The 24,584-nt window shown below is 69.3% G+C and carries 16 protein-coding genes and 1 pseudogene; 9 read left to right on the plus strand and 8 right to left on the minus strand.

Going from position 1 to position 24,584, the window contains the following annotated elements; translation table 11 throughout:
• The first annotated feature begins 7 nt into the window (after positions 1-7).
• The 3 genes from M2437_RS12100 to M2437_RS12110 are packed head-to-tail and all read left to right on the plus strand — an operon-like array spanning position 8 to position 2,210.
• Entirely contained in the window at positions 8-952 is a 945-nt protein-coding gene (locus tag M2437_RS12100; protein WP_253387545.1) for a YncE family protein, read from the plus strand.
• Positions 949-1,536 carry an MxaH protein gene (locus M2437_RS12105; RefSeq protein ID WP_253387546.1) on the plus strand — a complete coding sequence of 196 codons (588 nt, stop codon included), beginning with the start codon at positions 949-951 and terminating at the stop codon, positions 1,534-1,536. Before M2437_RS12100 ends, M2437_RS12105 begins: the two co-directional genes overlap by 4 nt.
• Positions 1,533-2,210, plus strand: a complete 678-nt coding sequence (locus M2437_RS12110) for a response regulator transcription factor (RefSeq protein WP_253387547.1) — start codon at positions 1,533-1,535, stop codon at positions 2,208-2,210. Before M2437_RS12105 ends, M2437_RS12110 begins: the two co-directional genes overlap by 4 nt.
• 191 nt (positions 2,211-2,401) lie before the next feature.
• Here the strand turns inward: M2437_RS12110 and M2437_RS12115 are convergent, their stop codons facing one another.
• From M2437_RS12115 to M2437_RS12130, 4 genes and pseudogenes are all read right to left on the minus strand, one after another.
• Positions 2,402-2,791 (minus strand): hypothetical protein, encoded by a 390-nt coding sequence (locus M2437_RS12115; protein WP_253387548.1) that lies wholly within the window; start codon positions 2,789-2,791, stop codon positions 2,402-2,404.
• A 9-nt stretch (positions 2,792-2,800) separates the two neighbouring features.
• Positions 2,801-4,210 (minus strand): mannose-1-phosphate guanylyltransferase/mannose-6-phosphate isomerase, encoded by a 1,410-nt coding sequence (locus tag M2437_RS12120; RefSeq protein WP_003605922.1) that lies wholly within the window; start codon positions 4,208-4,210, stop codon positions 2,801-2,803.
• Positions 4,211-4,262: 52 nt separating this feature from the next.
• Complete coding sequence (locus tag M2437_RS12125; RefSeq protein WP_499007197.1) at positions 4,263-4,610, minus strand: hypothetical protein; 348 nt, start codon at positions 4,608-4,610, stop codon at positions 4,263-4,265.
• A 91-nt stretch (positions 4,611-4,701) separates the two neighbouring features.
• Positions 4,702-5,631 (minus strand): annotated as a pseudogene (locus tag M2437_RS12130) (polysaccharide biosynthesis/export family protein); the annotation flags it as partial.
• Between the two features lie 455 nt (positions 5,632-6,086).
• Between M2437_RS12130 and M2437_RS12135 the strand changes: the two are divergent.
• The 6 genes from M2437_RS12135 to M2437_RS12160 all read left to right on the plus strand — a co-directional run bounded on the left by M2437_RS12135 (position 6,087) and on the right by M2437_RS12160 (position 13,358).
• The gene (locus M2437_RS12135) at positions 6,087-7,088 is read left to right on the plus strand and encodes a UDP-glucuronic acid decarboxylase family protein (RefSeq protein ID WP_003605920.1); all 1,002 of its coding nucleotides are present in this window, start codon (positions 6,087-6,089) and stop codon (positions 7,086-7,088) included.
• Positions 7,085-7,864 carry a WecB/TagA/CpsF family glycosyltransferase gene (locus M2437_RS12140; RefSeq protein WP_253387549.1) on the plus strand — a complete coding sequence of 260 codons (780 nt, stop codon included), beginning with the start codon at positions 7,085-7,087 and terminating at the stop codon, positions 7,862-7,864. Before M2437_RS12135 ends, M2437_RS12140 begins: the two co-directional genes overlap by 4 nt.
• A gap of 376 nt (positions 7,865-8,240) precedes the next feature.
• Positions 8,241-9,242: an NAD-dependent epimerase/dehydratase family protein gene (locus M2437_RS12145; protein WP_003605918.1), complete on the plus strand. Its 1,002-nt coding sequence runs from the start codon at positions 8,241-8,243 to the stop codon at positions 9,240-9,242.
• Between the two features lie 60 nt (positions 9,243-9,302).
• Positions 9,303-10,826, plus strand: coding sequence for an exopolysaccharide biosynthesis polyprenyl glycosylphosphotransferase (locus tag M2437_RS12150; protein WP_253387550.1), 1,524 nt, complete (start codon positions 9,303-9,305; stop codon positions 10,824-10,826).
• 70 nt (positions 10,827-10,896) lie between these two features.
• The gene (locus tag M2437_RS12155) at positions 10,897-13,101 is read left to right on the plus strand and encodes a GumC family protein (RefSeq protein WP_253387551.1); all 2,205 of its coding nucleotides are present in this window, start codon (positions 10,897-10,899) and stop codon (positions 13,099-13,101) included.
• Entirely contained in the window at positions 13,101-13,358 is a 258-nt protein-coding gene (locus tag M2437_RS12160; protein ID WP_253387552.1) for a hypothetical protein, read from the plus strand. The genes M2437_RS12155 and M2437_RS12160 overlap by 1 nt, the downstream gene beginning before the upstream one ends.
• A gap of 153 nt (positions 13,359-13,511) precedes the next feature.
• Here M2437_RS12160 and M2437_RS12165 read toward each other — a convergent pair whose 3' ends face one another.
• The 4 genes from M2437_RS12165 to M2437_RS12180 all read right to left on the minus strand — a co-directional run bounded on the left by M2437_RS12165 (position 13,512) and on the right by M2437_RS12180 (position 24,369).
• The gene (locus M2437_RS12165) at positions 13,512-14,939 is read right to left on the minus strand and encodes a calcium-binding protein (RefSeq protein WP_253387553.1); all 1,428 of its coding nucleotides are present in this window, start codon (positions 14,937-14,939) and stop codon (positions 13,512-13,514) included.
• 375 nt (positions 14,940-15,314) lie between these two features.
• Positions 15,315-16,796, minus strand: coding sequence for a calcium-binding protein (locus tag M2437_RS12170; RefSeq protein WP_253387554.1), 1,482 nt, complete (start codon positions 16,794-16,796; stop codon positions 15,315-15,317).
• Positions 16,797-17,206: 410 nt separating this feature from the next.
• On the minus strand, positions 17,207-18,730 hold the full coding sequence (locus M2437_RS12175) for a phosphomannomutase/phosphoglucomutase (RefSeq protein WP_253387555.1): 1,524 nt from the start codon (positions 18,728-18,730) through the stop codon (positions 17,207-17,209).
• 77 nt (positions 18,731-18,807) lie between these two features.
• Complete coding sequence (locus tag M2437_RS12180; RefSeq protein WP_253387556.1) at positions 18,808-24,369, minus strand: malectin domain-containing carbohydrate-binding protein; 5,562 nt, start codon at positions 24,367-24,369, stop codon at positions 18,808-18,810.
• Between the last annotated feature and the right edge of the window lie 215 nt (positions 24,370-24,584).

Genomic DNA, 24,584 nt, shown 5'->3' on the forward strand with positions numbered 1-24,584 from the left:
GCGCGACATGATCCGCCCCACCCTCGTCGCACTGTTCCTTGCCCCCGCTCTCGCCGGCCTGCCGGTGCGGGCCGCGACGGTCTACGTCGCGAGCCAGCAGGGGGCTCAGGTGACGCGCCTCGAGGCGGGAACGGTCGCGGGCCATGCGACCGTGGCGGGAGCGCCCGCCACGGTCGCGACGGGCGGCGGATCCGTGTTCCTCAGCCATCCGGACGGGCACACGATCACCGTGGCGGACGCCGCCACGGGCGCGGTGCTGCGCCGCCTCCCCTACAAGGGCCAGGGCTTCGGCCTCGCCGCCTCGGCGGACGGCCGGACCCTGTTCGTCGCCGACTGGTCGGGCAACCGCATCGACCGGCTCTCGGCCGCGGACGGAACGGTCGAGGCCTCCGCCGAGACCGGCCGCGACCCGGCGCACATCGCCCTCGACCGCGCCGGCCGGCTCTACGTCGCCGACCGGGAGAGCCATCAGGTCAGCGTGTTCGACGGGGCTCGGATGACCCGGCTCGCGACGATTCCCGTCGGCACCGCGCCCTTCGCCCTGGCGCTCAGCCCGGACGAGCGCCGCCTCTATGTCGGCAACGTGCGCAGCAACGACCTCACCGTGATCGACACGGAGGGGCTCAAAGCCCTCGCCACCGTGCCGGCCGGCGCCATGCCCTACGGCGTCAGTGTGAGCCCCGACGGGGCGCGGGTCTTCGTCACCAACCAGCATGCCGGCACGGTCACCGTGCTCGATGCGGGCACGCTCGCAACCACGGCAACGATCGGCGTCGGCCGCTACCCGGAGGGCATCGTGATCGAGGGGGGAAAGGCCTACGTGGCGAACTGGTTCTCCGACACCGTGTCCGTCATCGATCTCGCCACGCTGAGGGAGGTCACCCAAGTGCCGGTCGCCGAGGGCCCGCGCAGCCTCGCGATTGCCGCACCGGCGAAGGACGCCCTGCGATGAGGGCGCTCATGGCCGGTCTCGCCGCCCTGCTGCTCCTCTCCGCCTGCGACCGCGGTGAAACCTCCGGCGAGACGTCGAGCGCGATGTCCGACCGCGGGGACGACGGAGCCATCGTCGCCTCGACCTCGGAAGATCACCTGCCCGACTGGCTCTCGCCCACCGATGGAACCGACCCGGCGCGCTGGCTCGCGGGCCGCGAGGTGGGACACCCCTTGCCCGGCGACGCCGCGGCGGTCAGGGAACTGCGCGAATCCCTCGACCGGGCGCGCAGCGCCTTCGTGGAAGACAAGCGCATGATCGCCAACCGCACGGTGCAGCTCGGACAGATGCTGTCCGAGATCGGCAAGACGGAATCCTATCGCGGCCTGATCGACGGCCTCGGCGGGATCGCGTCGGTGCGGGGGCGCAACAAGAGTCTCTACGGCGAGATGTGCCAGCACTATTACAACACCCGCGCCCAGGGCGCCGACCACGCCACCGCGCTCACCCACCTCGAAGCCCGCGAGCGGCCGGATATCGCCGCGCCGGAGATGCCGCCCGGTCCGCCCCGGGAATCGGAAAAACAGCCGGGAGGGCAGCCGTGAGCGACGGACGCGCCGCCGCCCGGCCCCTGCCGGAGCGGCCGGAGACGATGCTCGTCATCGACGACCACCCGATCGTGATGCAGGGGGTGCGCCGGCTGGCGGAAGCCGCGGGCGTGGCCAAAGTCTACGAGGCCGCCGACATCGTCTCGGGCTACCGCCTGTTCCACCGGCACCGGCCGGCCCTCGTGGTGGCCGATCTGAGCTTTCGCGACGACGGCCTGTCCGGCCTGTCGCTGATCCGCCGCATCCGGGCGCTCGATCCGGCCGCGCGCATCCTCGTCTTCAGCATGCATGCCGACCCGGTGCTGGTCTCCCGCGCCCTGGAAAGCGGCGCGCTCGGCTTCGCGCTCAAGGATGCCGGATCGGACGCCTTCCTGGAGGCGCTGGACGCGGTCCATGCCGGGCGGGGCTACCTGCCGCACGCGCTTGCCACCGACGTGGCGATGCTGAACCGCAGCGCCCGCCCCGCCCCGCTCGCCACCTTGAGCGCGCGCGAATTGCAGATCCTGTCGCTGCTGAGCCAGGGCAAATCCTACGACGCCATCGCCAGCGCCATGGCGGTGAGCTACCGCACGATCATCAATGCCAGTTCCAGCATGCGCAAGAAGCTCGGCGTCGAGTCGCGCGCCGGGCTGGTCCAGATCGCGGTCAACCGGCGCAACGCGCTGCTGTGAGCCGGTTCGAAGGCGTCCGCGGGCAAGTGATCAGAGTCATCCCATCCTCACCCTCATCCTGAGGTGCCCGCGACAGCGGACCTCGAAGGATCCTCCAGGAAGCGCGCGATCCCTGGAAGATCCTTCGAGGCCGACGCTGCGCGCCGGCACCTCAGGATGAGGGGGCGGGTTGGATGATTGTCACGCGGCCGTCACTTGGCGCCCCGCTCGGGCGCAGGCCCGCCGAACGGGGCCCGCGGGCTGGCGTCGCCCGCGGGCGTGGCGAAGGGCAGCGTCAGCGCCGCCGCTGCGATCACGGCGGTGATCCAGCGCTTCGGCCGGTCGGGCAGGCTCGCCGCGCGGCTCGGACCGTTGAGGCGGGGCCGGTGCAGCTCGCCGCCGAGCGGGGCCGGACGCCGGCCCTCCTCCGGCCCGCGATCCCGGTCCGCGTTGCGGTCGAGACTCCGCTCGACCGCGCCGAGCAGCGCGGCGGCCTCCCCGTCCAGGCTGTCCCAGTGCCGGGTCAGGGCGCCGTGCTCCGCCGGCTCGGACGCCGCGGCGTCCGGTCCGGTCTCCGTTATCCGCTCCTCGGGGGCTGTCATGACGGCTGGTCAGGCGCGGTGGTAGGCATCCTCGAGGCGGACGATGTCGTCCTCGCCGAGGTAGCTGCCGAGTTGCACCTCGATCAGTTCGACATCGTCGTTGCCGGGATTCTCGAGGCGGTGGATGGCGCCGAGCGGGATGAAGATGTGCTCGCTCTCGCGGTAATCGGCGACCGTGTCGTCCACGGTGACCCGGGCGCAGCCGCGCACCACGACCCAGTGCTCGGCCCGGTGGCGGTGCTTCTGCAGTGAGAGCCGGCCGCCGGGCGCCACGGTGATCCGCTTGACCTGGAAGCCGTCGGAGGCCTCCAGCACCCGGTAGCTGCCCCAGGGGCGGTGCGAGGAAGCGTGCCACTCGGCCTGGGGCCGGCCCTTGCTGCGCAGGATCTCGACCATCTTGCGCACGTCGCCGCAGCGGCTGCGGTCGGCCACCAGGATCGCGTCCTTCTCGGCCACCACGACGAGATCCCGCACGCCGACGAGCGAGGTCACCATCCCGTCCGAGGAGACGAAGCAGCCCTCGGTGTCGAACAGCTCGGCCGCGCCGCGGCTGACATTGCCGAGGTCGTCCCGCTCGCTGATCGCCCAGAGCGCGTTCCAGTTGCCGACATCCGACCAGCCGCAGCGCATCCGCGCGACCGCGGCGCGGCTCGTCTTCTCCATCACCGCGAAGTCGAGGGAGGTCTTGTGGGTGCCGGCAAACCCCTCGGCGTCGAGGGCGAGCGCCCCGCCCTCGTCGGCGGCGGCCTCGACCGCCAGGGCGGCGGCGGCGGCCGTGTCGGGATCGAACGCGGCGTATTCGGCGCACAGGGTGTCCGCCCGCATCAGGAAGTTGCCGGAGTTCCACAGCCAGCGGTCCGAGAGGTAGGTGGCGGCCCGCGCCGCGTCCGGCTTCTCGGCGAAGGTGTGCACGGCGTGGCAGCGCGCCTCGACGCGGGTGCCGGGCCGGATCCAGCCGTATTCGGTGCTGGCGTGATCGGCCTCGATGCCGAAGGTGACGAGCCGCCCGGCCCGTGCCGCCGGCAGGGCGGAGGCCACGGCCCGCCGGAAGGCGCGCGGTTCGGTGACGATGTGGTCGGAGGGCAGCACCAGCACCACCGCCTCGGGATCCTCCCGCGCTACCAGGGTGCAGGCGGCCAGGATCGCCGGGCCGGAATCGCGGCGCTCCGGCTCCAGCAGGAGGGTGACGCCCGCATCGATCGCAGCGGCCTGCTTCTCGACGAGGCAGCGGTGATCGCGGTTGGCGACCACGATCGGCCGGGCGAAGAGCGGGCCCTGGAGCCGCAGCAGGGTCTGCTGGAAGGTCGAGTGCGGCCCGAGCAAAGGCACGAACTGCTTCGGCAATGAGGTGCGGGAGGTGGGCCAGAGCCGCGTTCCCGAGCCGCCGCAAAGGATGACGGGCTGGATCCGTGCAGGCATCGACGGGCGTCCTTTTGTGCTGGGACTTGGAAGATGGAACTTGGAAGAAAGGTCAGCGGGTTTCGATCGAGCTGCGCAGGGCGGGTGCCGCCTGCGAGACGGGGCCGGGGGCGGCCGCCCCGCCACGTGTGGGAGCCGGGGCCGGCGCCTCGCCGGTGCCGGCCTTGGCGGGTGAGACCTGCACGACGTCGCCCGGCAGCAGCACGGAGGTCAGGCTGGCCCGGAACGTCACCGCCCGGTCGCGCTGGGTCCGCGTCACCTCGACGTTCCAGCCGGTGGACTCGGTGCCGCCGTCGGAGGCGGCGAGCCGCCGGGCGCGGCTCTCCAAGAGGTCGCGGGCGATGGGCAGGCTCGCCTCCGTCTCCAGCAATTGCTGGCGGGTGGCCTGGAGATCGGCCACGACCCGGCGGCGATGGCCGTTCTCGGTGTCCGCGCTGGCGCAGGGTCAGTTCGCCGGTGGCGGTGCCGTTGCGGGCGAGTTCCGCGTCGATCCGGGCGAGTTCCGCCCGGACCCGGGCGTTCTCCCGCTGCCGGTCCACCATGATCGTCTGCAGGCCGTGGCCGTTATCGGTCAGCCGCGCGTAGTTGCGGACCTGAGCCTCGGTCAGCTTCACCTGTTCCTCGATCAGATTCCGCTGCTGGGTCAGTGACGTCCGCTCGGTCTCCAGCCGCTCGACCTGCTGGCGCAGCAGGCCGACCTCGCTGCGCTCCGTCTCGCGCTGGAGCGAGAAGATCTCCTGCTCGCCGCGCATCAGCGCCGTCGCCTCCGGGCCGATCAGTTCGTCCGAGACGAAGCTCGTCCGTCCGTCACGCTGGGCCTCCAGCCGGAGCTGCCGGGCGCGCTGGGCGAGCCGGGCGAGTTCCAGGCTCCGCAGACGCTCGCGCGCGGTCAGCATCTCGCCCTTGAGTTCGGTGATCGAGCGGTCGCCGACCCGCCCGCCGCCGGCCAGCGCCACCGCGCCGAGCACGGTGAGGCCGTAGCGGTAGGTGTAGCTGCCGGGCGAGCGCACCTCGCCCAGAACATAGACCGGCTTCATCTCGGAAAGCCGCAGGCTGACGGTGGCCGAGCGCAGGTAGCCGTCGTTGAGGCGGGTGCGCACCAGGGTCTCGGCCTGCTCGGGCGACAGCCCGGCGACCCGGACACGGCCGACCATCGGCAGGTTCAGGTCGCCCACCGCATCGACCACGTATTCGCCGGTCAGGTCCGTCTGGCCGAAGACGACCATCGTCACCTTGTCGCCGCTCGACAGCAGCAGCGCGGTCTCGGCCGAGGGCTCCGGCAAGGCCTCCGGAGCCTGCGCCTCGGCGGCGAGGGGGGTGCTCGCGAGAAGGAGCACAAGTCCCGAGCCGAGCATCGCGCCGAGCGTGGCGCCGCGGCGCCCCTCGCCGCTCCAAAACCGAAATGTCCTGAAATCGAGCATGCCTTCGCCTCTCAGGCCGCTTGCCGGGCGCCGGCCGGCGACGCGGCCGCTCGGGAGACTGCTCCATTCGGGAGCTCTGCCCGCTCGGCCGGTACCCCGGAGATGCCGGCCCGAAGCCCTCCGTGCTCGAGGGAGCACCGGGGAGAACCGGGAGGCGGCCGGGCTGCCGTGACGCCCTGTTTGAATGCCAGAGCCCCTCCCCGTTGGCTCTGGCTATTCGGTCACCTCGGGGTTCGCGACCGGGTTAGTCCGACCGTGCCGGTTGCGGCTCGAAGGCGCGGTTGGGAACCGATTCCGCGCGCGCCGCTTGGCCCTCGGCAAGAAAGGGCTCGCACCTCCCGATCGTGGTAAACCGCCTTCGCACGCAGGACGTCGCGTCTTCCTCGAAACAGCAATGCCGAACCCGAGCAAGGTCTCCTAAGCTGGGATCGACCGACAATGGGAGACGTCGAGCGATGAAGAAGCGTATCCTCGTGACGGGTGGGGCCGGTTTTGTCGGCAGCCATCTGTGCGATCGACTGGTGGCGCAGGGACACGACGTGCTCGCGGTCGATAATTTCTACACGGGCGACCGGTCGAATCTCGCCCAGCACCTGAGCAATCCGCGCTTCGAGGTCATGCGCCACGACGTGACCTTCCCGCTCTATGTCGAGGTGGACGAGATCTACAATCTCGCCTGCCCCGCCTCCCCGATCCATTATCAGCGCGACCCGGTGCAGACCACGAAGACGAGCGTGATCGGGGCCATCAACATGCTCGGGCTCGCCAAGCGGCTCGGCATCCCGATCCTCCAGGCCTCCACCAGCGAGATCTACGGCGATCCGGACGTGCACCCGCAGCCGGAGGATTATCGCGGCCTCGTCAGCGTCAGCGGCCCGCGCGCCTGCTACGACGAGGGCAAGCGCTGCGCCGAGACCCTGTTCTTCGACTATCAGCGCCGGCACCACGTGCCGATCCGCGTGGCACGCATCTTCAACACCTACGGGCCGCGGATGAACCGCGACGACGGCCGGGTCGTCTCGAACTTCGTGGTGCAGGCGCTGCGGGGCGAGCCGATCACCCTCTACGGCGACGGCCGCCAGACCCGCGCCTTCTGCTTCGTCGACGACCTCGTCGAGGGGCTGATGCGCCTGATGAACGTCGAGGGCACGCTCGACGGCGCGGTCAATCTCGGCAACCCGACCGAGGTGACCATCGCCGAGATCGCCCATCGGATCATCGCGCTCACCGGCTCGCGCTCGGAGATCGTCTACCGCCCGCTGCCGCAGGACGACCCGCGCCAGCGCTGCCCCGACATCACCCGGGCGAAGGCGATGCTGCACTGGACCCCGAAGGTCGGGCTCGACGAGGGGCTGACGCGGACGATCGCCTATTTCGAGGCGCTGCTCTCGGCCTCCGGCTCGAGCGTGACGCCGTTCGAGCCGGCGCTGCCCGAACTCGCGAAGACCGGCTCATGAGCGCACCCCTCCCCCGCGTTCCGATCTTGGGGGTGCCGGTCAGCGCGATCACGCTGGACGAGGCGGTGATGGCGGTCGAGGACTGGATCCTCGCCCGCCAGCGCCACTACGTCTGCATCACCGGCGCCCACGGCGTCATCGAGTGCCAGACCGATGGGAGCTTGCGCGCGATCCACGAGCGCGCCGGCCTCGTCACGCCGGACGGGATGCCGCTGGTCTTCATGGCGCGCCGGCTCGGCTTCCCGCGCACGCAGCGGGTCTACGGACCCGACCTCATGCGCGCGCTGACGGCCCTGTCCGCCCGCAAGGGCTACCGGCAATACTACTTCGGAGGCGGCTCCGGCCTGCCCGAGCGGCTGGCCGCGCGGCTGACGGAGCAGTTCCCGGACCTGCCCATCGCCGGCACCTTCTCGCCCCCCTTCCGCCCGACCACGCCGGAGGAGGACGAGGCGATCGTCGCGCGCATCAACGCGGCGGCGCCCGACATCCTGTGGGTGGGTCTCAGCACCCCGAAGCAGGAATACTGGATGGCGCGCCACCGCGACCGGCTCGAGGTGCCGGTCATGGTCGGCGTCGGCGCGGCCTTCGACTTCCTCGCCGGCACCAAGCGGCAGGCGCCGGCCTGGTTGCAGCGGCGTGGGCTCGAATGGGCCTTCCGCCTCGGCACCGAGCCGCGCCGGCTGGCGCGCCGCTACGGGCGGATCGTGCCCGAATTCATGCTGCGCGCCGCGTTCCAGCTCCTGAACGCGCCGTCGCGACCGCGCCGATCCTTCTAGAGGCCATCCCCAGGCTTATCGGAAAAGCAGTTCGCATCAATAGCTTGGCACTTGTCTCGGGCGGGGAGCCCCCCGCGACCGGCGCCTTGGACCCTGATCTGGAGACGTGGCCCGATCCGACGCGATCGAGCCACGTCTTCCGTCGTGTTCAGCCCAGAGGCTGTCCCGACGCCGAAATCGCGCGGGGCCGGGGCTCTTGCGGGGCACCCGGCACGCGCTCCGTCATGCTCTCTTTCGACGGGCCGGGCCCCTCTTGGCCGCGCAGCGCCCCAAAGGATTACGGTAGCGCGAAAGTATGATCGCCCATCGAGAAGATATGCTCAGTCGGCCCTCGAAATAAGAATGGAAGCGCCAAAGCAGAAAAGGCGTCACACCCATGTCGAAGAGCGCAGTTGTTACCGGGGCCGGCGGTTTCATTGGTGGACATCTGGTGACGTACCTGCGTCGCCACGGCTATCACGTCCGCGGCGTCGATATTAAATATCCCGATTTCGGGAACAGCGACGCGGACGAGTTCATGCTCGCCGACCTGCGGTCCTTCGAGGAATGCCGCGAGGCGGTGAAGGGCGTTGACGAAGTCTACAATCTCGCCGCCGACATGGGCGGGATCGGCTACATCTCCGGCGCGCACGCCTCGATCACGTTCAACAACACGATGATCAGCGCGCAGATGCTGAAGGCCGCCTTCGACGCGCGGGTCGAGCGGTTCCTGTTCTCCTCCTCGGCCTGCGTCTACCCGCAGCACCTGCAGGATGTGCCGAGCGTGATCCCGCTGAAGGAGGAGGATGCCTTCCCGGCCGCGCCCGAGGAAGGCTACGGCCTGGAGAAGCTCTACACGGAGAAGCTCTGCCAGTACTTCACCGAGGATTACGGCTTCCCGACCCGCTCCGTCCGCTTCCACAACGTCTACGGGCCGCTGGGCACCTATGACGGCGGCAAGGAGAAGGCGCCCGCCGCGATCTGCCGCAAGATCGCGCGCACGCCCGACGGCGGCACGATCGACATCTGGGGCGACGGCCAGCAGACCCGCTCGTTCATGTACGTCGACGACTGCGTCGAGGGCATCTACCGCATCATGCAGTCGGACCATCACGGGCCGCTCAACCTCGGCACGGACGAGCTCGTCAGCATCAGCGGCCTCGTCGATCTCGTGGCCGAAGTCTCCGGCAAGACGATCCACAAGGCGTTCGACCTGAGCAAGCCGCAGGGCGTGCGCGGGCGCAACAGCGACAACACCCGCCTGCGCGAGGTTCTGGGCTGGGAGCCCCTCATTCACCTGCGCGAGGGCCTGCAGCCGACCTACCGCTGGATCAACGAACAGATCCAGCAGGCACAGGCGGCCCAGGCGGACGCCGCCCCCCGGCAGGCCGCCGAGTAAGCGCGGCGATCCCGCGCTTTCCGCCCGCCCTCCCGCCCGTCACGCAGCACGAGCGAGCCCATGCCGGACGTCGATGTCGCAAATACCAATCTCCTGCCGGCCGGCGGAGCCGGCTGGCAGGGACGACTTCGAGAGCGTCTCAAGGAGCGTCTCGGACCCGTCCGGTCCGGGCGCGCCGAGACGATCGCCGAGGCACGGCGCCGGATCGTCACCGGCGCCCTGCTCGCGGGCGACACCGTCGCGGTGCTGGTCGCCTGCGGGGGAAGCCTGCTCGTGATGGCGGCGGCCGGAGCGGCCACCGGCCTCGCGCCGGCCATGCTGACCGGCTGGTGCGCCCTGCAGATCTGCGCACTGGCCCTGTGCGGCCTCTACGAACCGATCGAGGCGGAGCCGATCGAGCGGCTCCGCCGCCGCGGTCTGGCCGCCGCCCTCGCGTTCGCCGCCGCCATCCTGGTCGGCGGCGGGCCCTGGTCCTGGCCGTGGTCCTGGGCCGCCACCGGGATCGCCGCCCTTCTCTCCATCCCGCTCGGGCACTACGCGGAGGGGTTCGTGCGTGCGCGTCTCGTCCGGCGGGGCATGTGGGGGGCGGCGACCATCGTCTACGGCGAAGGTGCCACCGAGCTGGCCCGCAGCCTCGCCGCGCGGCCGGAACTCGGGCTCCGACCGATCGGCATCGTCCGCGCGGCCGATCAAGTGGTCGAACCCTTCCGCACCGTCGTGTCGCCGGGGCCAGGAGAGGACACCGAGCGGGCGGCCGAGCGCATGGCGAGCCTGCTGGAGGCGGCCGAGGTCGCCATCTGCACGCCCGGCGAGCGCGAGCCCACCCGCTTCGCCTGGCTCACCCGGCACCCGTTCCGGCAGGTGCTCGTGGCGCACCATGCGCCGGAGGTGGAGACCGTGCGCCTCAAGACCCGCTGCCTCGGTCCCGTGGTCGGGCTCGTGGTGCGCCGGGCGATCTTCCTGCCGCACAACCTGCGCCTCAAGCGGGCGCTCGACCTTGCCGTGACGGTGCCGGGCCTTCTCGTCTGCGGACCGCTGATCGGTGTGCTGGCGCTCGCGGTGAAGATCGCCGATCCGGGCCCGGCCTTCTACGTCCAGCCCCGCGTCGGGCGCGATGGCCGCACCATCCGCGTGTATAAGCTGCGCAGCATGTTCCGCGACGCGGAGGCGCGGCTCGCCGAGCATCTGGCCGCCGACGAGGCCGCCCGGCGCGAATGGGACCGGTTCTGCAAGCTGCGCAACGATCCGCGCGTCCTGCCCGGCATCGGCGGCTTCATCCGCCGCACCAGCCTCGACGAGCTGCCCCAGCTCCTCAACGTGCTGCGCGGCGACATGAGCGTGGTCGGGCCCCGCCCCTTCCCCGCCTACCACACCGAGCGGTTCGGCCCGGCCTTCCAGGCGCTGCGGGCGAGCGTGCCGCCGGGCCTGACCGGACTGTGGCAGATCTCGGCCCGCAGCGACGGCGACCTCGCGGTGCAGGAGCAGCAGGACAGCTTCTACATCCGCAACTGGTCGATCTGGACCGACCTGTACATCCTCCTCGAGACGGTGCCGGCGGTGCTCACCGCCAAGGGCGCCCGCTGAGGAGGGACCCCGGCGGCCCCTCCTCCCCTCGACGCGCTCCCCTTTTTCGATCCCGACGCAGGCGTGACCCATGGATCCGTTCCACGAAGCCGACCCGCCCGGCGGCGGGCGATCGCTGACCTCCCATTACGAGGCGGTCACCGGGCACGCCCTGGCGGTGCTCTGGCGGCGCCGGATCATGATCGCCTCGATCGCCGCGCTGTCGGCGCTGGCAGCGGGGGCGGCCACGCTCGCCCTGCCGCCGAGCTACACCGCCGAGGTGCTGCTCCAGTTCGATTTCGGCCAGACCCAGGACGTGCGCGGGACGGGCAAGTCCGGCCCGCAGATCGCCCTTGAACCGGCTTCGGTCGTCGAGAGCGAGGCGCGCATCATCCGCTCCTTTGCCATCGCGCAATCCGTGGCGGGCCGGCTCGAGGACGCCGGGCAAGCCAAGCAGGCGGCCCAGGCGGGGCCTGCCGCCAAGGAGGCCTCCGCGGGATGGGTCGGCTCCCTGCGGCAGGCCCTTGAGAACCGGGTTCAGGCCGCGCTGCCCGCCCTCCCCGGCACCCGTCCGGAAGAAACCGCGCAGCAGGAGACCGAGCGAGACGCCCAGGCGCAGCGGCTCCTGCGCGGGCTCACCGTCGGTAACGACGCCAAGGCCTATCTGATCACCATCGGCTACCGCGACCGCGATCCGAAGCGGGCGGCAGAGACCGCCAACACCTTCGCCACCGAGTATCTCGCCCGCAAGATGCAGGCGGCCTCGCTCGCCACCGAGCGAGCGAGCCGCTGGTACGCCGAGCAGATCCAGGTCTCGCGCGGCGAACTCGCCCGGCTGGACAGCGAGATCGACGCCTTCCGCAAGCGCACGGGCTTCGTCGAGTCGGTGCGCGAGGGCGTGGACCTGCGCGAGCAGCAGTTGCGTGACGCCCTCACCGAACTCTCCAGCGCCTCGGCCAAGCGGCTGGCGGAGGAGGCCCGGCTGCAGCGCGCCGGGGACGTGATGCGCTTTGGCGGCGTGCCGAACGCCTCCGACACGACGATCTCGCCGGTGATCCAGCAGATGCTGGCCGATGACAGCAAGCTGCGCCAGGAACTGGAGCAGCTCACCGCCGTCTCCGGCGACAACCACCCCAGTGTGCTGCGGCTCAAGGCCTCGATCGCCGCGCTCCAGCAGCGGCTTCAGCTCCGCATGGCCGAGGTGCTGAAACTGGTCGAGGTCGATCTCGGCGCCGCCCGCGGGCTCGAAGCCTCGGCCGAGGCGCGGGTCGCGACCGTGCGTCGCTCGCTCATCGAGAGCAAGGCGCTCGAATCGAAGCTCCGCGCACTCCAGGCCGACGCGACGGCCGCCCGCGACCGCCTGCGCGTCCTCGACGAGGGCTACCAGACCGCCAATGCGCTGAGCGAACTCAAGCCGGTGATGGCGCAGATGCTGGCGCCGGCCAAGGTGCCGACCCTGCCCACCGGGCCCGGCCTCGGCCTGGTGCTCGGCCTCGGCCTGTTCGCCGGGGCCGGCGCAGGCTCGGTGCTGGCGCTCGGGCTCGACCGCCGCGACCGGGGCTATCGCAGCCAGGGCGAGATGGAGGCCGAGACCGGCCTGCCCTGCCTCGCGCTGCTGCCGAACCGGCCTGTGGGTGCGCAATCGGGCGAGCGCCTGGAACAGGATCTCCTCTTCCGCGAGGCCGTGCGGGCGGCGGTGGCCGAACTCGTCGCGGTGCGCGAGCCGCTCAAGGTCGTCCTCGTCACCTCGGCGATGCCCGGTGAGGGCAAGTCCGTCGTCGCCCGCTCGGTGGCGCGCTCGCTCGCCGCGATGGGGCGCCGGGTGCTGATCCTCGACGGCTCGCCCCGCCGCGCGGCGATCGAGGACGGCCGCCACGGCAATCTCGGACACGAGACGCCCGCCGACGACGAGGAGGCGGAGGGCCGCATCTCGACCATCCGCCGCGTCTCCGGCCTCAAGGACGGGCACGACATCTACGCCGAGCCGACCTTCGGCATGCTCGTGCGGGAGGCGCGCGAGCGCTACGACATCATCCTCGTGGAGGTGCCCCCGGTGCTGTTGCTGGGCGACGTCGCACTCCTGCGCCAGCACGCCGACGCCGTGGTCCATGTCGTGGCGTGGCACGGTACGCAGAAGGCCGCCGTCACCGCGAGTCTCGCCTATATGCGCCGGCTCGGGCTGACGGTCGCCGGGCTCGTCCTGAACAAGGTCGATCTGAAGCGCCACGAGGGCCGCGCCGCGGATCGCGGCACGCTCTACCGCGACTTCTCGCACTACTACCGGAACAGCGCGTGATGGGCGCGCAATCCGCAGCGAGCCCGGGGGTGGCGATCCTCGTGAGCGAATGGACCTTCGCCTGCGCGGCCTGCGGCTCCCCCGCCGTCACCTGGCCGGCGGACCCGACCGCCGAGGCGGCCATCGCCTGCGGCGGCTGCGCCCGGCCTTTGGGCACGCTCGCCGCCTTCCGGGCCGGGATCGAGCGGGTCCTGGCCACCCACCGCCACGGGCACGGCCAGGGCGTCGAGGCTTTCCCACCCACGACCTCGCCCTGAGGTGCTGCGAAGCGACCTCGAAGGATCCTCCGGATCCCGCGCGATCCCCGGACGATCCTTCGAGGCTGGACGATCCTTCGAGGGCCGCCGGCGCGGCCCCCTCAGGATGAGGCGGAGGGATGGGCTTTCCGCCTCACCGCGCGGGTGTCGCGGTCAGACGAACAGGATATGGCCCGCGCTCAACTCGGCCTTCTGGGTGTCGGCGAGCCAGAGCGTGTCCGATCCAGAGCGGATCGCGACATCGGTGCCGACATCCTGCGCCGCGGCCAGGACGGCCTCGAACGAGCCGAACATCGACCGGCTGATCTCGATCGCGTCGGGCGCGGAACCGCCGGTCTCGAAATCCTCGACCCAATCGGTGCCGTTGCCGGCCTTGAACGCGAACCGGTCGGCCCCGGCCCCGCCCCAGAGATGATCGGTGCCGCTGCCGCCGTCGAGCCGGTCGTTGCCGGCCCCGCCATAGAGCGCATCGTCGCCGGCCAGCCCGTTGAGCGTGTCGTTGCCGTCCATCCCGTCGAGGTCGTCGGCGGCGTTCGATCCGGTCATCGTCTCGGCCCCGGCGGTGCCGTCGCGGTTGAGGCTGGTGCCGGAGGGTGAGGCGGCGACCGGGGGCGGTGCCGGGCTGTCGCCCGTGACGACTCCGACGACGGTTCCGACCGTACCCGTCACCCAATCGAACACGTTGTGGATCGGCGTCATCGGCGTGGCCGAGGGCGCTGCCGACACGTCCGCGCCGGCCGAGGACGGGCCCCAGGCGATGTTGTTGGCCACCGCCGGGTCCGTGTAGGTCGAGTCGACGATCGACACGCCGTCGCCGGTCGCGTTCCAGATGACGGCGTTGGACAGGGGATCACCCCGGCCCTGGTCGGCGGCGATGTTGTCGAAGGAGCGGGTGTCGATGAAGGACACGTCGTCCGAATAGGACGAGAAGCCGCCATTGCCCATGTGGATCACATCGACGTTCTGGACCTGGCCACCCTGCGAGTTGCCCTCGAACATCACTCCGACGCCGCTCGGCGAGTTGTTGCCGTCGATCACGCCGTTGGTAATCGAGACGTTCTGGCTGTCGATGATCGAGACGTTGTCCTCGACATGCGACCCGTTCGGATCGTTGGTGACAGCGAAATCCGAGAGGCTGCCGTTCGGCGACTGGTAGAACTGGACGAACTGGCCCGACGGATAGAGCCCGTGGAAGTCGTGGCCCTCGATGTGGGAGAGCGTCGCGCCGGGCGACTGGCCGAGATAGATGCCGGTGCCGCTGTCCTGCAGGGTCACGTGCGAAGCGGTGAAATCAGGCGCATTGACGACCCGGATGCCCGTGGCCTCGCCGGCCTGGCCCTGGTTGCCGTTGGGCGGATCGGAATGGACGATCAGGCTGTTCTCGACGGTGACGCCGCTGGAATCCTCGACGACGATCCCGTTGCCGTCGGCGTGATGAATGGTGACGTTGCGGATGACGACATTGTCGTGCTCGACGCGGATGGCGTTGCCGTCGGAGACCCAGAGATCCAGATTTTCGATGACCTGTCCGTCATGCGTCGTACGGATGGGCGTGGTGCTTGTGGTCAAACCCGTGGGCATATTTGCTCCATTTGTTAATATTACAACAAAATCAATAACTATATGAATAGAATCAGTGGATCGACCTAGCAAATCTGCAACGTAATTAATCTGCGCTAGGCCATGCGGCCTATTCGGCCCGGGAAGTCATTAACCGTAAAGCTTTTAGCCAAGCCACCACGGCCCGATATTTTTCGCAGCGCACAACCGATGTGGCCATGTGGCCACGCTTGATCGGGTAGAGCGCGATTCGGTGGCGCGCCGCCGCCGGCCGGGGCCGCGGAGGATCCCGCGGCCACGACCGGCAAGGCGCTTAGAGCCTGCCCCGCGCAGCATCCGGCGACCCGCCCGCGTCCCTTCGGACCGACGGTGCACCGGACGCTTTGCGGGAAATGCTCAGACGAACAGGAAGTCGCCGGCCGAGAGCTGCGCCTTGTGAACGTCGGCGAGCCACAGCGTGTCGGCGCCCGAGGTGATGGCGACATCGGAGCCGACATCATGGGCCGCGGAGAGCAGGGCGTTGAACGAACCGAACATCGCCTTGCTCACTTCGACGACGTCCTGCGCGGTGCCGCTGAGCTGGAAGTCCTCGACCCAGTCGGTGCCGTTGCCGGCCTTGAACACGAAGTGGTCCGCGCCGGTGCCGCCCCAGAGGTGGTCGGTGCCGCTGCCGCCGTCGAGCCGGTCGTTGCCGGCCCCGCCGTAGAGGCGGTCGTCGCCGGCGAGCCCGTTGAGCGTGTCGTTGCCGCCCCGCCCGTCGAGGTCGTCGGCGAAGCGCGAGCCGGTCATCGTCTCGGAGGACGCCGTGCCGTCCCGGTCGATGCCCGTGCCGGCCGGGGCCGTGGCCGTCGGGGCCGTCGGGGACGGCGCCGGAGTCGGGGCCGGGGTCGGCGCAGGCGTCGGGGCAGGAGTCGGGGCAGGAGTCGGCACTGGGGTCGCAACCGGCGTGCTATCGGTCGCCGTCCCGTCGAACACGTTGTGGATCGGCGTCATCGGCGTGGCCGAGGGCGCTGCCGACACGTCCGCGCCGGCCGAGGAGGTTCCCCAGACGATGTTGTTGGCGACCCCTGGGTCCGTGTAGGTCGAGTCCTCGATCGTGACGTTGTGGCCGGTCGCGTTCCAGATCAGCCCGTTCGACAGCGACGCGCCGCGGCCCTGGTCGCCGGCATCGTTGTCGAAGGAGCGGGTGTCGACGAAGGACACGTCGTCCGAGTAAGACGAGAAGCCGCCATTACTCATGTGGATCACGTCGACGTTCTGGACGTGGCCACCCTGCGAATTACCCTCGAACATCACGCCGGCACCGCTCGGCGAGTTGTTGCCGTCGATCACGCCGTTGGCGATCGAGACGTTCTGGCTGTCGATGATCGAGACGTTGTCCTCGACATGCGAGTGGCTCGCATCGTTGGTGACAGCGAAATCCGAGAGGCTGCCGTTCGGCGACTGGTAGAACTGAACGAGCTGACCACCGGGGAACGGCCCGTGGAAGTTGTGGCCCTCGATGTAGGAGAGCTTCGCGTTCGGGGACTGGCCGAGATAGATGCCGGTGCCGCTGTCCTGCAGGGTCACGTGCGAGGCGGTGAAGCCGGACGCGTTGACGACCCGGATGCCGGTGGTCTCCGCATCGGTCTCGCCCCCGTTGCCCGTGGGCGGATCGGAATTGACGATGAGGCTGTTCTGGACGGTGACGCCGCTGACGTCCTCGACGACGATACCGTTGCCGTCGGCATGGTGAATGGTGACGTTGCGGATGACGACGTTGTCGTGATCGACGCGGATGGCGTCGCCGTCGGAGACCCAGAGATCCAGATTTTCGATAACCTGTCCGTCGTACGTCGTGCGGATGGGGGTGGTGCTATAGGTTTGGCCCGCAGGCATGATTGCTCCTTGAGATGCGATGATCGCAACGGAGCGGGGGACTAAAGAATGTTAGCGAGCAGATCGATTGCGTAAATCTGCAACGTACCCCGTGAGGACTACTCCCCACGAGGTATGGGCCGACGAAAACGGTTCAGCTTAATGCTGTTTTCTCGCGGGTCTTTGTCAGAAATTTTCTGACAGACAACGGTTTGTTGCCGAACGGCCACGCTTGATCGGCCGGCCTGGGTATCGCCAGGCCGGCTGCCAAAGGTCCTCCTCCCCGAATCATGCCTTCTTACGGTCTTCGGGTGATGGGTTCGGCGAGCCGGCGCTCCCCCCTATCCGCACGCGGGGCGAGGGGACACGCACCCATCAACGAGGTGATCAGCCGGAACCGTTATCACGCGCCTCTTCGGTCAGAGGTGTGGTCAAATCGTCTGGTTGTAGGCGCCCACTTCCGGGTGCTGGCGCAGCACCCCATCCACCGCCGCGAACATCTCGCGAAGCCGCGCTTCGGAGACCGGGCTCTCGACCACCACGACGAGTTCCGGCTTGTTCGAGGAGGCCCGCACCAGCCCCCAGGTGCCGTCGGCGGTGGTCACGCGCACGCCGTTGACCGTCACGAGACTGGTGATGGGATGGCCGCCCACCGGCTCGCCCGCCGCCTCGAGCGCCCGGAACCGCTCGGTCACCGCCTCGACCACGCCGTACTTCACCTCGTCGGCGCAATGCGGCGACATGGTCGGTGAGCCCCAGGTCTTCGGCAGCGCCCGGTAGAGGTCGGCCATGGTCTGCCCCGGATTGCGGTCGAGCATCTCGATCACCGCCATCGCGGTCAGAAGTCCGTCGTCGTAGCCGCGACCGACCGGCGCGTTGAAGAAGAAGTGGCCCGACTTCTCGAAGCCGGCGAGCGCCGAGAGTTCGTTGACCCGGCGCTTGATGTAGGAATGGCCCGTCTTCCAGTAATCGGTGCGCACGCCGCGGGCCTGCAACTCGGGATCGGCGGCGTAGAGGCCGGTCGATTTCACGTCGACCACGAAGGTCGCGTTCGGGTGAAGCTTCGACAGGTCGCGGGCCAGCATGACGCCGATCTTGTCGGCGAAGATCTCCTCGCCCTCGTCATCGACCACGCCGCAGCGGTCGCCGTCGCCGTCGAAGCCGAGGCCGACATCGGCGCCGGTCTCGCGCACCTTGTCGGCGATGGCGTGCAGCATCGCCATGTCCTCGGGGTTGGGGTTGTAGCGCGGGAAGCTGTGATCCGGCTCGACATCGAGCGGGATCACCTCGACGCCGAGTCGCTCCAGGAGCGCAGGGGCGAAGGCGCCGGCCGTGCCGTTGCCGCAGGCGGCCACGACCTTCAGCTTTCGCGAGACGGGTTTGGCGCGCGCGACGAGGTCGTCGAGATAGATCTGAGCGAAGTCGGAGACGAATTCGTAGGCGCCGCCGTCGCGGTACTGGAACGCGCCCGTGGTGACGATCTCCTTGAGGCGGCCCATCTCGTCGGGGCCGAAAGTCATGGGGCGCTCGGCGCCCATCTTCACGCCGGTCCAGCCGTTGTCGTTATGCGAGGCGGTGACCATGGCCACGCAGGGGCAATCGAGGGCGAACTGGCCGAAATAGGCCATCGGCGAGAGCGCGAGCCCGATATCCTTCACTCGCAGCCCCGCCGCCTGCATCCCGGCGATCAGCGCGAGCTTGATCGAGGCGGAGTAGGCGCGAAAGTCATGGCCGGTGACGATGTCGGGGCGCACGCCGCGCTCATGGATCAGCGTGCCGAGGCCGAGGCCGAGCGCCTGGACGCCCATCAGGTTGATCTCCTGCGGGAACAGCCAGCGGGCGTCGTACTCGCGAAAGCCGGTGGGCTTGACCATCGGCAACTGCTCGAAGGCGAAGGTGTTCGGCTCAAGCTTCGGAACGGGCGTGGGAAAGGCCTTGGAGGAATCGAAGGACATGACAGACCTTTCGCGAGGGCGGCGGCGGACGGGAGGCCGCACGCCGCCGGAAGAGAAGCTGGAAATCGGTTGAGAGTTTAGACCAAGAGGCTGTCTTGAACCGAGGCGGGATTGACCTTCCACACCTCGATCGCCGCCACGGTCGGATTCTCGGCCGCCCCCTGCCAGAAGGCGAGGTCGAGCGTCCCGTCGGTGACCGAGACCGTCCGCGTCAGGGTCGTCGCGGTCGCCCCCGCCGTTGCCGCCGCCCAGATGTCGTAGTTGGCGACCGTGGTGCCCTCGATGCCGAGGTTGAACTGGCGCTGGCCTGCCCCGCTGAGGCCTCCCGGATCGTCGGGCTGATTGTAGATCTCGGCAAAGTGCAGGATCACCTCGTAGGAGCCGGAGGCCAGTGCGCTGCCATCCGCGTTCTTGATCGCGTAGCCGAAGCGTCCGTCGTCGGCATCCGTGGTCGAGGCGCTGGCCCAGCCGAAGCGCTGGTTCTGATAGAGCGCGTCGTCGGTGGTGCCGGCGATCGGATCGCCGTCGGAATAGGTCGCGTTCCCGTCCTGGCCGGCAACGTAGAAGCGGTGGGGGGCGGCCGCCGTATCGGCCTCGAACACCGTCCCGTCCGCACGGGTATGGGCTGCCCCGCCGGAATTGATGGCCATGACGAGGGTGTCGGCACCGGGCGTCACGTCGATGGTGAAGGCGTGCGAGGTGGCGGCGTTGGTGTTGAGGGAGGGGCTCGCGTCGGCGACCTCCCCGGCTTTCACCGTGGCGGTGTACGACCCGTCGGCCCAGCCGCCCGCCGGCGCGGCGACGAGGTAGGTGGCGGTGGCCGAGGTGGCGCTCAACGTCGCCTTCGATTGCAGGCTGATCGCCCCGACCGCGCCTGCTCCCGTCACCGCGAGATCGCTCGCCCCGATGCTGGCGAGATCGATTCCCGAGGTGTCGTTGTAGACCACCGTCACGCTCGCTTGGCCCGCGGCGGAGACGGGCGCCGCGACATCGAAGGAGCCGATGGTCGGCGCCGTCGCGTCGGCGCCGCCGGTCACCTGCCGCACGACGATGCCGCTCAGCTTGGCGTTGTCCAGGCCGTTGATGAACTGCAGGTCGAGCGTGCCGTTGGCGCCCGCGATGACCGGGCCCGAGACGAAGGTATAGGGCGTGTTGAAGTTGCCGGTCTGGGCCACGATGTCGAGATCGTTGAGGATGGTCTGGCCTTCGAACGTGACGTCGAACACCCGCTGGCCGGGATTGCTCCACCAGAGTTCGGCGAAGCGCAGCTCGACCGTGTAGGACTGCGTCGTGCTGGCGACGGGGATGGCGTAGCTGAAATTGCCGTAGCGCTCGGTCTGGTAAACGGTGCCGCCGAAGGCCGTCTGCAGGCCATTGCCACCCGTGCCGTCGGCGAAGGTGGCGCCGCCGGTGAAGTACTGGTCCGCCGAGAAGCTGATCCCGTCCTGACTCACCGCGCCTCCGCCCGCATTGATCGCCGCGACGATCCCAACCGGAACATTCGGTTGGAACGACGAGCCTTGGCCGGAGGCGGCGTTGGTGTTCCCGGCGGGACTTGCATCGGCGATTTCCCCAGCCTTCACGGTGGTGATGTACTCCCCACCAATCCAACCGCCGGCTGGCGCGGCGACCAGATAAGTGGCGGTGGCCGAGGTGGCACTCGTAGCCGCCTTCGATTGAAGCGTGATCGCCCCGACCGGACCGGCACCCGTCATCGTGATGTCGCTCGCCCCGATGCTGTCGAGATTGATCCCCGAGGCGTCGTTGTAGATCACCGTGACGCTGGCACTCGCGGTCGGGGTCGATGGCCCCTGGATCACGAAGGGGCCGGCCACCGACGGTCCCGTCGTGTCGACGTTCCCGCCGCCGTTCGCCTGCCGCACGATGATGCCGCTGAGCTTGGCGTTGTCGACGCCGTTGGCAAATTGCAGGTCGAGCGTGCCGTTGGCGCCCGCCGTGATCGGGCCGGAGACGTAGCTGTAGGGCGTGTTGAAGCTGCCGGTCTGGGCCAGGATGTCGAGGTCGTTGAGGACGGTCTGGCCTTCGAGCGTGACGTCGAAGACGCGCTGGCCCGGGTTGCTCCACCAGAGTTCGCCGAAGCGCAGCTCGACCGTATAGGCCTGGCTCGTGCTGGCCACGGGGATCGCGTAGCTGAAATTGCCATAGCGTTCGGTCTGGTAGACGGTGTTGGTGAAGACCGATTGCAGGCCATTGCCGCCGGTGCTGTCGATGAAGGTGGCGCCGCCGGTGAAGTACTGGTCGGCCGAAAAGCTGATCCCGTCCTGGATCAGCGCCGCGCCGCCGGCATTGATCGCCGCGACGATCCCGCCCGCGCTGCTGGTCTGGACCGAGAAGAGCTGGGAGGCCGCGAGGTTGGTGTTGGCCGCCGGGCTCGCATCGGACACCTCGCCGGTCTTGACGGTGGCGGTGTACTGGCCGTTGGTCCAGCCCCCGGTGGGGGCGGCGACGATGTAGGTGGCGGTGGCCGAGGTCGCGCTGGTGCTCGTCTTGGATTGCAGCGTGATCGCCCCGGTCGCGCCGGGGCCCGTCACCGCGATGTCGGCCTCGGTGATGCTGGCGAGGTTGATGCCCGAGGCGTCGTTATAGACCACCGTGACGCTGGCACTCGCGTCCCCCGCCACGGGCGCCTGGACCGTGAAGGGCCCGACCGTCGGCTTGGTCATGTCGGTGCCGCCGCCCCCGCTCACTTGCCGCACGACGATGCCGCTGAGCTTGGCGTTGTCGATGCCGTTGGCGAATTGCAGGTCGAGCGTGCCGTTGGCGCCTGCCGTGATTGGGCCCGAGACGTAGGTGTAGGGTGTGTTGAAGCTGCCGGTCTGGGCCAGGATGTCGAGGTCGTTGAGGATGGTCTGGCCTTCGAGCGTGACGTCGAAGACGCGCTGGCCCGGATTGCTCCACCACAATTCGCCGAAGCGCAGCTCGACCGTGTAGGCTTGGCTCGTGCTGGCCACGGGGATCGCGTAGCTGAAATTGCCGTAGCGCTCGGTCTGGTAGACGGTGTTGGTGAAGGCCGATTGCAGGCCGTTGCCGCCGGTGCTGTCGATGAAGGTGGCGCCGCCGGTGAAGTACTGGTCGGCCGAGAAGCCGATCCCGTCCTGCGTCAGCGCCCCGCCGCCGGTGTTGATCGCCGCGACGACCGGGTTCGTGGTGCCCGATTTGGCGGTGGTGGTGATGGTGACCCCATCGAAATCGGCGGTGAAGGCCTCGCCGTCGTTGGAGGTGGCGAGCAGGCCCACCGCCATCCCGCTCGCCTTGCCGCCGACGGTGTAGTCGCCCTGGATCGCCTTCAGCAGCGCGCTGCCGCTCGGCACGCTCAGGCTGGCGCCGGCGGTGAAGGCGGCGTTCGCATCGGTGGCGGAGGAGACCGCACCGGTGCCGAAGCGCCAGTACGGCGTCACCGTGTTGGTCTCGAGATTGACCGCGAGGCGCAGTTGCACCCAGCTCGCGCTCGTCGCACTCAGGAGCGCGTTGTTGGTGACCGCACTGGTCTGGGCAACGCCGAGATTCTCCATCGAGGTCTCGAAGATCGCGCTGGTATACTTGCCCCCCGCACTCTCGCCGCGCCCGCCGAGCACCAGCTTGATGAAGTTGTCCTGGTCTCCCGTGCCGATCTGCAGGCCCGCCGAGGGGAAGCCGCCGTTGCTCGTGGCGTTCGGAATCCAGTTCGCCATCGTCATGGTGACGTTGGCGGTCGCCACGCTGTCATCGAAGGTGACGCCGGCCTGCAACGCGTCCTTGAGGGTGTTGTTGCCTTCCGTGAAGTCGCCCTCCTGCACGTTCTTCAACTGGATGACGCCGCCCGCGCCGCCCGCGATGATGTTGGCCGAGGTGTAGAGGCCGCCGTCGAGGAACGGGTCGAGCCCGTTGATCATCGCACCGGTGAGCCCGCTGCCGCCGAAGGTGCCGGGAAGCGAGCCGGATTCGAAGTTGAACACGACCGTTTCGCCGCCGGAGATCACGTCGGTGCCCGCGGTGCCGTTGTCGGGGTCGAGGGCGAAGGGGTCGAGCGTGTTGTTGATCCCGTCGCCGTCGAGATCGAGGTTCTGCGGGTTGGTGGGGCCCGGGGTCAGCACCTTGATGTTGCCGTCGGCCAGGGTCGTGACCCAGACGGTGCCGGCGAACGGCTTGCCGTCGCCGACCGCGTCGATGCCGAGCGGGGCGCCGCCGCCCATCGGCACGACCTGCTTGTCCGCCGCCACGATCTGGCCCGCGGCGCCGACAGCGGTGTCGACCCCGCCCGAGGCGTTGCGCGGGATGATGTGGAGATAGCCCGCCAGATCCGTGACGAGGATCGCGCCCTTGATGCTCGTGGTGCCGCCGTCGGCCGTCGCCCAGGTGGTCGAGGCGGTGTATTCGGCCAGCCCGTTGAGCGAGCCCTGGCCGGTATCGAGCGCCCCATCGCTGATGCCGCCCTCGAAGAACACGCTCTCGCGCGGGTCGGCGGTGCCGGCCGGGATCACCGAGTCGAAATCGGCGGGCAGGCCGGCGCTGCCGTGGGGCAGGAAGGTCGCACCCGTGACACCCGCCCCCGGCGTCAGCAGCCAGCCGGCTTGGCCGCCCACCGCCCGCACGAGGTTGGGGTGGCCGCCGTAATAGCCCTCCCCCGTGATCTCGTGGAGCTGATCGTAGTTGAGCCGCTTGGTGCCGCCGTCCTGGTCGGCCGTGTTGAGCGGGATCTGGTTCTGGTTGGTCACGACGTTGCCGGCGGCATCCGACGGGCGCCCGCCCCAGCCATTGTTGGCGCCGTTGTCGTAGGTGAACATCTTGCCGTCGGAGGTCAGCAGCACGTCGTAGGCGTTGCGGTAGCCGGGCGAGTAGATCTGCACCGGGCTGTCGGCGGTGATCTTGGCCATGTTGAACCCGTCGCGCCCGCCGAACGGGCCGCTGACATCCGAGCCGTCCGGGTTCTCGTTGCCGGCCGTCCCGTTATTGGGGCGGTAGGGGTCGTCGAGGGTCGGCAGGTCGTAGAGGTAGGGGTTGAGCCCGTTCGGGTTCTTCAGCGTCATGGCGTCGAGCGCTGTGAGATCGACCTTGAGCACGGCCGCCGCGTAGGCGAATTCCGGCAGGCCGGCGAAGTTGTTGGAGGGCGCGCCGGCATTGGTGTTGCCGCCCACCGCCACGTAGAGCGTCTTGCCGTCGGGCGAGATCGCCATGCCATTGGCAGAGTGGTTCTCCTCCGAGCGGGGCAGGCCGCGCACGAGATCGACCTTCTTCCACGTATCGGTCACGGAATCGAAGGTGAGGCGCGAGATGATCGAGGAATTGGTGTCGAGATTGGTGTCCTCGCCGCCATTGCCGGCGCCGATGCGCGGGTCGCTCGAGGTGACGTAGAGGACGGGGTTGTCGGCGGTGCCGGTGACGAGGATGCCGGTGACCTGCCGCTCCTTCAGGCTCGCATTCAGCGTGCCGTCGTCGTTGTGGTTGGGCAGGTTGAGGATGAGGTCGATCGTTTCCGTGTTGGTGACGACGTAGCCGTTGTCCTGCTGCGCGACCGTCAGGGCCTTGATGCTGCCGAACCGCTCGGCGACGTAGAGCCGTCCGTCCGGACCCCATTGCAGAGCCGAGGCCAGCCCCGAGTAACCGGCAAGTGTTGACTGAGAAAACGTGACGTCGGCCATGGTCATCCCCCTCGCGCCAGACTTGAGATCAGGCTCAACATCAGAATCAACATCAGACTTGGGGCCGACCGTATCCGCGCCGGATCCGGGCTTCATGCGCGCAGCGGTATTCCGCGGCGCTCTTCCGGGCTAGGGCGCTCTCCACCGAAGTGGATACCAGTTCAGCGAAAGAGCAGGCCTCGGAACAAGGAGTAAGAGGCGTTCTCGATTGCACC

Source organism: Methylorubrum pseudosasae (genome assembly GCF_029504475.1).
Lineage (GTDB): Bacteria > Pseudomonadota > Alphaproteobacteria > Rhizobiales > Beijerinckiaceae > Methylobacterium > Methylobacterium extorquens.

Bases quoted from the DNA above. Each gene is read 5' to 3' on its own strand.
- M2437_RS12100 (WP_253387545.1), top strand. From the start codon at position 8: ATGATCCGCCCCACCCTCGTCGCACTGTTCCTTGCCCCCGCTCTCGCC.
- M2437_RS12135 (WP_003605920.1), top strand. From the start codon at position 6,087: ATGAAGAAGCGTATCCTCGTGACGGGTGGGGCCGGTTTTGTCGGCAGC.
- M2437_RS12165 (WP_253387553.1), bottom strand. From the start codon at position 14,939: ATGCCCACGGGTTTGACCACAAGCACCACGCCCATCCGTACGACGCAT.
- M2437_RS12150 (WP_253387550.1), top strand. From the start codon at position 9,303: ATGCCGGACGTCGATGTCGCAAATACCAATCTCCTGCCGGCCGGCGGA.
- M2437_RS12145 (WP_003605918.1), top strand. From the start codon at position 8,241: ATGTCGAAGAGCGCAGTTGTTACCGGGGCCGGCGGTTTCATTGGTGGA.
- M2437_RS12175 (WP_253387555.1), bottom strand. From the start codon at position 18,730: ATGTCCTTCGATTCCTCCAAGGCCTTTCCCACGCCCGTTCCGAAGCTT.
- M2437_RS12120 (WP_003605922.1), bottom strand. From the start codon at position 4,210: ATGCCTGCACGGATCCAGCCCGTCATCCTTTGCGGCGGCTCGGGAACG.
- M2437_RS12160 (WP_253387552.1), top strand. From the start codon at position 13,101: ATGGGCGCGCAATCCGCAGCGAGCCCGGGGGTGGCGATCCTCGTGAGC.
- M2437_RS12140 (WP_253387549.1), top strand. From the start codon at position 7,085: ATGAGCGCACCCCTCCCCCGCGTTCCGATCTTGGGGGTGCCGGTCAGC.
- M2437_RS12105 (WP_253387546.1), top strand. From the start codon at position 949: ATGAGGGCGCTCATGGCCGGTCTCGCCGCCCTGCTGCTCCTCTCCGCC.
- M2437_RS12115 (WP_253387548.1), bottom strand. From the start codon at position 2,791: ATGACAGCCCCCGAGGAGCGGATAACGGAGACCGGACCGGACGCCGCG.
- M2437_RS12170 (WP_253387554.1), bottom strand. From the start codon at position 16,796: ATGCCTGCGGGCCAAACCTATAGCACCACCCCCATCCGCACGACGTAC.
- M2437_RS12155 (WP_253387551.1), top strand. From the start codon at position 10,897: ATGGATCCGTTCCACGAAGCCGACCCGCCCGGCGGCGGGCGATCGCTG.
- M2437_RS12180 (WP_253387556.1), bottom strand. From the start codon at position 24,369: ATGGCCGACGTCACGTTTTCTCAGTCAACACTTGCCGGTTACTCGGGG.